Genomic DNA, 9,147 nt, shown 5'->3' on the forward strand with positions numbered 1-9,147 from the left:
GTCGTTTACCCCTACTTGACGTCGGCCGCGACCTTCAGCGACACGATCTTGTCGGGATCCTGCACCGGCTCGCCGCGCTTGATCTTGTCGACATTGTCCATGCCTTCGATGACCTGGCCCCAGACCGTGTACTGGCGGTTGAGAAAGGCGGCATCGTCGAAGCAGATGAAGAACTGCGAATTGGCCGAGTTCGGGTTCTGCGAGCGGGCCATCGAGCAGGTGCCGCGGGCATGGTTGGCGTTGGAGAATTCGGCCTTCAGGTCCGGCTTTTCCGAGCCACCCATGCCAGCCCGGGACGGCGCAAATGTGGGCTTGCTGGAATTGCCGAACTTGACGTCGCCGGTCTGCGCCATGAAGCCCTCGATGACACGGTGGAAGACCACGCCGTCATAGGCGCCTTCGCGGGCCAGTTCCTTGATGCGGGCGACATGGCCGGGCGCCAGGTCGGGGAAAAGTTCGATGACCACATTGCCCTTGGTCGTTTCCATGATGAGCGCGTTCTCGCGGTCTTTAATTTCGGCCATGTCAGATATCCTTTTGAGAAAACAGAGTTATTTGACAACTTTACTTGTCTGCGGCGATGCGCACTTTGATCATCCGGTCGGGATCGGTAACCGTGCCATTGTCCGCCTGGTCGCCCTTCTTGATGTGGTCCACCAGTTCCATGCCGCTGACGACGTTGCCGACGATGGTGTACTGGCCGTCGAGCGGCGGTGCCGGCGCGAACATGATGAAGAACTGCGAATTGGCGGAGTTGGGGTCCTGCGAGCGGGCCATGCCGACCACGCCGCGCGTGTAGCGCTCGGTCTGCGAGAATTCGGCCGGCAGGTCGGGTAGATCGGAACCGCCGGTGCCGACGGCCTGGGCGCTAAAACCCTTCTTGATGTTGCCGAACTTGACGTCGCCGGTCTGCGCCATGAAGCCGTCTATGACGCGGTGGAAGGCAACATTGTCATAGGCGCCCTGGCGCACCAGCTTCTTGATCTGCGCGACGTTCTTGGGCGCGAGATCGGGCCGAAGCGCAATGGTGACGTCGCCGTCCTTCAGCGTGATGATCATGGTGTTTTCCGGGTCGGCGGCAAAAGCCGAGACCGATGCGGTCACAAGACCGGCAAGCACAACGAGGAACGAGGCGAGCTTTTTCAGCTGCATATCTGTCTCCGGGGTCTTATTTCTTGAATTTGGCGGTGAGCGCGCCAGCGACAGCCGCCGGCACGAAGGGGCGAATGTCGCCTCCCATCGAGGCAATCTGGCGGACAAGTGTGGCGGTAATGGTGCGTACGGAGGGGCTGGCGGGCAGAAAAACCGTCTGCAGTTCAGGCGCCATGGTCTCGTTCATGCCGGCCATCTGCATCTCGTAGTCGAGGTCGGTGCCGTCGCGCAGGCCGCGGATCATGATCGAGGCACCCTGCTTCCTGGCTGCGTCGATGACCAGCCCGTCGAAGGCGACGACCTTGATGCGGGCACCATCACGCCCGAATTCCGCTTTCGTGGCGGTCTCGATCAATTGCACCCGTTCCTCGAAGGAAAACAGCGGTTGCTTGCCCGGATGGATGCCGATCGCCGCATAAACGATGTCAGCGACGGCCAGCGAGGCCTTCAGCACGTCGAGATGGCCGTTGGTCAGCGGGTCGAAAGAGCCGGCATAGAGGGCGATGCGTTCAGTCATGGCTGGTGCTTCTAGCGAGCCTCTCTCGCAAAGGCAAATCCGATCGGCGCGCCGGCCGTGAACCTTTTCCGGCGCATGAACGACAGATGAACACGCTGATCACGAAGCCTTCACGCAGCGTTCACTAGGTTGCACCTTAATAAGATGAAACCAAAATCCCATCTATCCGTTGTTAGGCGCAGGAGAACACGCACATGCTGATCTACATGCTCGCCACCGCAATGACCGTCGTCATGCTGATCGCCACCGTATTTGGGCTGCATCAGGAGGCACAACGCGTCCGCGTCAAGGCCAACACCAAACGCTTCGAAGGCTTCGGCCCCCGCAAGCCGTATCGTCACTACTAAGTCAGTCCGGACTTGCTGCCGCGCCGGCCGATGGGCCGGCGTTGCTATGTCAAAACCTGGGTGCCGGTCTTACTCCGCACCCTCAGGACCGGCGTCAGGCGTCGGAGCGACATCAGCGCCGCCTTCAACGGTCTCTTCGATTTCCTCGTCCGATTGCGGCTCAGAGATGCGCTCGACCGAAACCACCTTTTCACCTTCAGCCGTGTTGAAGATGGTCACGCCCTTGGTGGCGCGGCTGGCGAAGCGGATGCCGTTGACCGGCACCCGGATGACGGTGCCGCCATCCGACACCAGCATGATCTGGTCGTCATTGCCGACCGGGAAGGTCGCCACCAGCCGGCCGATCTCGGCTACCTTGGAAACATCGGTGGCACGAATGCCCTTGCCGCCGCGCCCGGTCACCCGGAAATCATAGGAAGACGACCGCTTGCCGTAGCCATATTCCGTCACTGTCAGCACGTACTGCTCGTGTACCTTGAGATTCTCGTAGTCCGCGTCGGAAAGCTCCGCCTCCTCGCCGACCTCTTCGTTGGTCAGCGCGATCTCTTCCTCTTCGCCGGCAGCGATTCCGGCGGCAAGCCGCCGTTCGGCCGCCGCCCGCTTGAGATAGGCAGCGCGTATGGCCGGCGACGCATCGACACTCTCGATCACCGCCATGGAAATCACCCGGTCTGTCTCGGCCATGGCAATGCCGCGCACGCCGACCGAATTGCGGCTCTGGAAGACGCGCACGTCGCCGACCGAAAAGCGGATGCACTGGCCGGAACTGGCGGTCAGAAGCACGTCGTCATTGTCGGTGCAGGTCTCGACACCGAGGATCTCGTCGCCCTCCTCCTCCAGCTTCATGGCGATCTTGCCGTTGCGGTTGACCTGGACGAAGTCGGAAAGCTTGTTGCGGCGCACGGTGCCGCGCGTGGTGGCGAACATCACGTCGAGCTCGCCCCAGCTGGTCTCGTCCTCGGGCAGCGGCATGATGGTGGTGATGCGCTCGCCCTGCTCGAGCGGCAGCATGTTGATCAGCGCCTTGCCGCGCGACTGTGGATTGCCGATCGGCAGCCGCCAGACCTTTTCCTTGTAGACGATGCCGCGCGAGGAGAAGAAGAGCACTGGTGTATGCGTGTTGGCGACGAACAGCCGGGTGACGAAATCCTCTTCCTTGGTCGACATGCCGGAGCGGCCCTTGCCGCCGCGGCGCTGCGCCCGATAGAGCGACAGCGGCACGCGCTTGATGTAGCCGGAATGGCTCACCGTCACGACCATGTCCTCGCGCTGGATCAGGTCCTCGTCTTCCATGTCCGAACCGCCCTCGGAGAGTTCGGTGCGGCGCGGCGTGCCGAACTCGTCGCGTACGGCGGCAAGCTCGTCCTTGACGATCTGCTGGACGCGCGCGCGGGAAGACAAAATGTCCAGATAATCAATGATTTCGGCGCCAATCGTGTTCAACTCGTCGGCGATTTCGTCGCGGCCGAGCGCGGTCAGGCGCTGCAGGCGCAGTTCGAGGATGGCGCGCGCCTGCTCCTCGGACAAATTGTAGGTGCCGTCCTCGTTGATGCGATGGCGCGGATCGTCGATCAGGAGGATCAGCGATTCGACGTCGCCGGACGGCCAGCGCCGCTCCATCAACTGCTCGCGCGCCGTCTGCGGATCCGGCGCGGTGCGGATCAGCTTGATCACCTCGTCGATGTTGGCGACGGCGATGGCGAGACCGACCAGCACATGGGCGCGGTCGCGCGCCTTGCGCAGCAGGAATTTCGTCCGCCGGGTGATCACCTCCTCGCGGAAGGCGACGAACGCCTTCAGCATGTCGGTCAGGTTCATCACTTCCGGCTTGCCGCCGTTCAGCGCCACCATATTGGCGCCGAAAGAGGTCTGCAGCGGCGTGAAGCGATAGAGTTGGTTGAGGATGACGTCGGCAACGGCGTCGCGCTTCAATTCGATGACGACCCGGTAGCCCTGGCGGTCGCTCTCGTCGCGGATGTCGGAAATGCCCTCGACGCGCTTGTCGCGCACCAGTTCGGCCATCTTCTCGATCATCGACGACTTGTTCACCTGGTAGGGAACTTCGGTGATGATGATCGATTCACGATCGTTGCCGCGCTGTTCGATGTTGACCTTGCCGCGCATGACGATGGAGCCGCGGCCGGTCGAATAGGCGCTGTAGATGCCGGAACGGCCAAGCACGATGCCGCCGGTCGGGAAATCCGGTCCTGGAATGATTTCCATCAGCGCCGGCAGGTCGATCGCCGGATTGTCGATGAGGGCGATCGCGCCGTTGCAGATTTCGCCGAGATTGTGCGGCGGGATGTTGGTCGCCATGCCGACGGCGATGCCGCCCGAGCCATTGACCAGAAGATTGGGAAAACGCGCCGGCAGAACCTTGGGTTCGCTGCCCGACGCATCATAAGTGTCCTGGAAATCGACGGTGTCCTTGTCGATATCCTCCAAAAGCTCGTGCGCGACCTTGGTCAGCCGCGCTTCCGTGTAGCGCATCGCCGCCGGTGGATCGCCATCGATGGAGCCGAAATTGCCCTGTCCGTCGATCAGCGGCACGCGCAGCGACCAGTCCTGCGCCATGCGCACCAAGGCGTCGTAGATGGAAGCGTCGCCATGCGGATGGTATTTACCCATCACGTCGGCGACCGGACGCGCCGACTTCACATATTTGCGGTTCCAGTGGTAGCCGCTCTCATGGGCGGCGAAGAGAATGCGGCGATGCACCGGCTTCAGGCCGTCGCGCACGTCGGGCAGCGCGCGGCTGACGATCACGCTCATGGCGTAATCGAGATAGGAACGCTGCATCTCCTCGACGATGGATATCGGCTCGATGCCGGTGGGGCCGCCGTCGGCGCCGCGCGGTGTCTTCTGGTCGGTCAAATCGGATCACAATCTAATCAGGAATCACTTGGTGCTTATATAGGAAGCAAGGCGGAAACTCCAACATGCCAGGCACTTTTCCAGTGTCATTTTTGGTGGTAATTTCAAATGGATACCGCTGATTGCGACGATATGGCCAAGGCGGTTTCGCCGCCATCGACGCAAAAGCCTGCAATGGACGTTTTCCCTGAGCGAAAGCCACGACCGCGATGGATTGGACCCTGTGGCTGCCCTCGCGAGCACCTGAGCCGATTCACGAGACGCGAAGGCCCGTTGCGCCACGGCGGGCGCGATATTTGCCGGGCGTTTCGCCCATGACACGACGAAAGCGGCGGTTGAACGTCGACAGATCGTTGAAGCCGGACTCGAGGGCAATCGCCGAGACTGCTTCGTCCGACATGCGCAGCCGCACCGCTGCCCTGTGCAGCCGCGTCTTGAGCAGGAACTGATAGGGCGTCATGCCCGCGACCTGCCGGAAAACGCGCAGGAAATGATACGGACTGGTGGCCGCCTCATCCGCAAGCGCTGAAAGCGAGACCGGCCCGTCGGCATCCAGCTCTATCCGCCGCACCGCCTCGGCAACCCGTTTCTGATCGCGGCGGCTCGGCGCGCGCCCGACATGTGTGGCTCCGGTGACAGCCGTCACGGCGGCGCCGGCTATGCGCAGGGAAAGTTCCTCGAAGGCATCCATGTCAGCAGTCTCGCGCGCGGCTTCCGCTTCGGCCAGCAGTGGTGCCAGCACCGGCAAAGGCGGCAGGCGCGGCGTGGCGAAGGCCAGCTTCCTGGCGCCCGGCACGCCAGCCACGATCCGTTCCATGTAGGACGGTCCGAAATGAAACGACAGGCAACGGTCGCCGCTGCCATGTTCATGCCCGCATTCATAGCATGTGCCGGAATTGCCGAGCAGGAGGGCACCGGGCGCCAGCATCGCCGTGCCTTGTTGCGCGCGGTAGCGAAACGTGCCGCTGGTGACGGCGGTCACACAGAAATCCTGATGTGCTTCCTCGAACGGCCGATCGCCGGCACCGGCCGTGCAGATCACGTCCGTCACGCGCCAGCCGGGGCCGGATGCAAGCGTATGCGTTGTCGCCGTCATAGCCGAAATATAGCAATTTTTCCCAAGCCCAGAACCCCGTCACCGCCTAGTCTTCCCGGTCTCCTGACAAGAAGAGAGCTGAACCATGTTTGACCAATCATCCTTTGCCGAAGCCTTGCACAGTCCCGGACCTATCGACGGGCTTGCCGAAAAGCTGAACCTCTACGGGCGCTTCGCCGGTGCCTGGACGTTCGATGCCTCGCGCCATCTCGAGGACGGCACCGTGCTGACCGGGCGTGGCGAGGTGCATTTCGGCTGGGTGCTGGAAGGCCGGGCGATCCAGGACGTCTGGATCCTGCCCGCGCGTAACGCCGGCCCCTCGCCCTCGCTGGGCGCCTGGACGTTCTACGGCACGACGCTGCGTGTCTATGATCCCGGCGAGGATGCCTGGCACATCTTCTGGAGCGATCCGCGCAACCAGTATTACAGCCGCCAACTCGGCCGCGCCGAGGGCGACACGATCGTGCAGGTGGGCGCCGACGGCACCGGCTCATCGGTGCGCTGGAGTTTTTCCCGCATCACCGAAGACAGCTTCCGCTGGCTTGGCGAGCGCTCGCACGACAATGGCGCGACATGGCGGCTGGAGGTCGAGTTCCTAGCGCGGCGGGCGGCGGGAGCCTGACGCTACAAGATATTGTAACAATGGAGAAAACCATGTTTGATCATATCTCGATCGGTGTCCGCGACACCGCCGCTTCCAAGCGCTTCTACGATGCGGCATTGAAGCCGCTTGGTTACAGCTGTCTCAGCCAGTCGCCGGGTTCGTTGGGCTATGGAACGCAGGGCGTCGCGCTATGGGTCAACGAAGCGGCGCGGCCTGTGCCTTCAGACGAAAAATCCGGCCTGCACTTCTGCTTCGCCGCACCGACGCGGGGCAGCGTTGACACTTTCCATGCCGGCGCGTTGCGTGAAGGCGGCAGCGACAATGGCGCGCCGGGTCTGCGCGCCGACTATGGCGAAAACTACTATGCCGCCTTTGTCGTTGACCCGGACGGCTATCGCCTCGAAGCCTATTGCGACGCTGCCGGCTAATCCGTCGAAGTCCTCAGTTTCGCGGTCCTGACTGTTCCCACCGACCGGGCTTTGCTCTACCAATATCCTGGTACGGGCTCGACCCGGCGGGAGGGGTCAGAGATGCCGAGTTTCGACAGCCTGTTCAACGCCTTCGTCACCATTCTCGTGACCATCGATCCGCCCGGCCTGGCGCCGCTGTTCCTGGCCGTAACGCGCGGCATGAACCGCGAGGAGCGCCAGCAGGTTTCCGTCCGTGCCTCGATCATCGGTTTCCTGGTGATGGCGCTGTTTGCGGTTGCCGGCGCCTCGATCCTGTCGGTGTTCGGCATCACGCTGCCGGCTTTCCGCGTCGCTGGTGGCTTCCTGCTTTTCTTCATCGCATTCGAAATGGTGTTCGAGCGCCGGCAGGACCGCAAGGAGAAGATCGGCGACGTCGCCATCACCAAGGACATGATCCACAACATCGCCGCCTTTCCGCTGGCGATCCCGCTGATCGCCGGTCCCGGCGCCATTTCGGCAACAGTGCTTTTGTCCGGTTCGTTTCCAGGATTTGCAGCCCAGGCGGCCTTGGTCGGCATCATCTTCGTCTGCCTCGCCATAACCTATCTGGTGTTCGTGCTGTCGGAACGCATCGACCGCATCCTCGGCCAGACCGGCCGCTCGATCCTGACCCGGCTGCTCGGCGTCATCCTGGCCGCACTTGCCGTGCAGTTCGTCGCCGACGGCATCAAGGCGTTGATGGCGGGCTGAATAGCAGTTTCTACTACCTACTGCCTACTTCACCGCCGTATCGATCACTTCGAAGTCGTGAGTGATCGTAGCGGTTTTGGACAGCATCGCCGAAGCCGAGCAATATTTTTCGATCGAAAGATCGATCGCCCGTTTGACCTTGTCGCTGGACAGCGCCCGGCCCTTGACCACGAAATGCATGTGGATGCGGGTGAACACCCTGGGCTCGGTTTCGGCCCGGTCGGCGTCGAGTTCGACGACGCAATCCTCGACCGCCTCGCGGCCCTTCTCGAGGATATGCACCACGTCATAGGCCGAACAGCCGCCGGTTCCGATCAGCACCAGTTCCATCGGGCTCGGGCCCGGCGTCCTGCCTTCCGGTCCGGGCGCGGTTCCGAGCACGACCTTATGGCCGCTGCCGGACTCGCCGACGAAGGTGCGCTCCTCGACCCACTTTACGCGCGCTTTCACGTGATACGTCTTTCCGCTGAAATCAATTGATCGGCGCGCGCTGCGTGCCGATCATATCTTGATACCGGTCCGTTCGCTCAGAACGGGATTTCGTCGTCCAGTTCGCGCGACGAACCGCCACCGCCGCCACTCTTGGCACCACCGCCGCCGCCGCGATTGAAGCCTTCGCTCGGGCTGGACTGGCCGAAATCGGAACCACGGCTGCTGCCACCACCGGCATAGCCGCCGACCTGGCCGCCCTCACCCTGCCCGCGTGCGTCGAGCATCTGCAGCTCGCCACGGAATTTCTGCAGCACGACTTCCGTCGTGTACTTGTCGGCGCCGGTCTGGTCCTGCCATTTGCGCGTCTGCAGCTGGCCCTCGACATAGACCTTCATGCCCTTCTTCAGATACTGCTCCGCCACCTTGGCGATGCCCTCATTGAAGATGACGACGTTGTGCCACTCGGTTTTTTCCTTGCGTTCGCCGGAATTCTTGTCGCGCCAGCTTTCCGACGTCGCGATGCGGATGTTGACGACTGGCTCGCCCGAGTTCAGCCGGCGAATTTCGGGGTCCGCACCGAGATTGCCGACCAGAATGACCTTGTTGACGCTACCCGCCATGATGTTTCTCCGCTCATCCGAAACCAATTTTTGTCGCAGCACCTTACAGGCTGCGGACGTCAGCCGCCTGCTAAGGCTGGCTTTTCCCACAAGGTTTTTGTTCCCTTTTCGTTCTTATCGGCATTGCTGCTGATTGTCAAGGAATGGCAGCATTGTCGGCAGGGCAATCGCTTCGGGTTAACGGGAGGTGCGTATGGTATGCGAATGTGATTCATGAGGGGCTTCGTGATTTGCGGAGCCCTCGATGTCACGCCACGCTTGCCACTCGCATTCAATTCTAGATCATTTTTCGGCGCTGTCTGATCCCCGCCAGCATTGGCGTGTCGCCTACCCGCTGCCGGAAAT

The 9,147-nt window shown here is 62.1% G+C and carries 11 protein-coding genes; 4 read left to right on the forward strand and 7 right to left on the reverse strand.

Features of this window, described 5'->3' with window-relative positions; genetic code table 11:
• Positions 1-11: 11 nt before the first annotated feature.
• The 3 genes from NKI38_RS21460 to coaD all read right to left on the reverse strand — a co-directional run bounded on the left by NKI38_RS21460 (position 12) and on the right by coaD (position 1,669).
• Positions 12-524: a peptidylprolyl isomerase gene (locus NKI38_RS21460; protein WP_352660324.1), complete on the reverse strand. Its 513-nt coding sequence runs from the start codon at positions 522-524 to the stop codon at positions 12-14.
• A 40-nt stretch (positions 525-564) separates the two neighbouring features.
• Complete coding sequence (locus NKI38_RS21465) at positions 565-1,059, reverse strand: peptidylprolyl isomerase (protein ID WP_352660357.1); 495 nt, start codon at positions 1,057-1,059, stop codon at positions 565-567.
• Positions 1,060-1,168: 109 nt separating this feature from the next.
• On the reverse strand, positions 1,169-1,669 hold the full coding sequence (gene coaD, locus NKI38_RS21470; RefSeq protein WP_352660327.1) for a pantetheine-phosphate adenylyltransferase: 501 nt from the start codon (positions 1,667-1,669) through the stop codon (positions 1,169-1,171).
• Positions 1,670-1,863: 194 nt separating this feature from the next.
• Between coaD and NKI38_RS21475 the strand changes: the two genes are divergently transcribed.
• Entirely contained in the window at positions 1,864-2,016 is a 153-nt protein-coding gene (locus NKI38_RS21475; protein ID WP_352660330.1) for a hypothetical protein, read from the forward strand.
• A gap of 69 nt (positions 2,017-2,085) precedes the next feature.
• Here NKI38_RS21475 and gyrA read toward each other — a convergent pair whose 3' ends face one another.
• A complete protein-coding gene (gene gyrA, locus NKI38_RS21480; protein WP_352660333.1) occupies positions 2,086-4,890 on the reverse strand; it encodes a DNA gyrase subunit A in 2,805 nt (934 codons plus the stop codon).
• Between the two features lie 253 nt (positions 4,891-5,143).
• The gene (locus tag NKI38_RS21485; protein WP_352660336.1) at positions 5,144-5,986 is read right to left on the reverse strand and encodes a helix-turn-helix transcriptional regulator; all 843 of its coding nucleotides are present in this window, start codon (positions 5,984-5,986) and stop codon (positions 5,144-5,146) included.
• 85 nt (positions 5,987-6,071) lie between these two features.
• Here NKI38_RS21485 and NKI38_RS21490 point away from each other — a divergent pair, with 85 nt between their 5' ends.
• The 3 genes from NKI38_RS21490 (at position 6,072) to NKI38_RS21500 (ending at position 7,750) form a co-directional block, all read left to right on the forward strand.
• Positions 6,072-6,608: a hypothetical protein gene (locus NKI38_RS21490; protein WP_352660339.1), complete on the forward strand. Its 537-nt coding sequence runs from the start codon at positions 6,072-6,074 to the stop codon at positions 6,606-6,608.
• A 32-nt stretch (positions 6,609-6,640) separates the two neighbouring features.
• On the forward strand, positions 6,641-7,018 hold the full coding sequence (locus tag NKI38_RS21495) for a VOC family protein (protein WP_352660342.1): 378 nt from the start codon (positions 6,641-6,643) through the stop codon (positions 7,016-7,018).
• A 102-nt stretch (positions 7,019-7,120) separates the two neighbouring features.
• A complete protein-coding gene (locus NKI38_RS21500) occupies positions 7,121-7,750 on the forward strand; it encodes a MarC family protein (protein ID WP_352627853.1) in 630 nt (209 codons plus the stop codon).
• A 24-nt stretch (positions 7,751-7,774) separates the two neighbouring features.
• On the opposite strand, the gene NKI38_RS21505 is transcribed toward NKI38_RS21500, so the two are convergent.
• Together NKI38_RS21505 and NKI38_RS21510 are read right to left on the reverse strand one after the other, a co-directional pair.
• Positions 7,775-8,200: an OsmC family protein gene (locus tag NKI38_RS21505; RefSeq protein ID WP_352660345.1), complete on the reverse strand. Its 426-nt coding sequence runs from the start codon at positions 8,198-8,200 to the stop codon at positions 7,775-7,777.
• Between the two features lie 77 nt (positions 8,201-8,277).
• The gene (locus tag NKI38_RS21510; RefSeq protein WP_352627855.1) at positions 8,278-8,802 is read right to left on the reverse strand and encodes a single-stranded DNA-binding protein; all 525 of its coding nucleotides are present in this window, start codon (positions 8,800-8,802) and stop codon (positions 8,278-8,280) included.
• Positions 8,803-9,147 lie beyond the last annotated feature (345 nt).

Origin of the sequence: Mesorhizobium sp. M0621 (genome assembly GCF_040320745.1) — a bacterium.
Classification (GTDB): domain Bacteria; phylum Pseudomonadota; class Alphaproteobacteria; order Rhizobiales; family Rhizobiaceae; genus Mesorhizobium.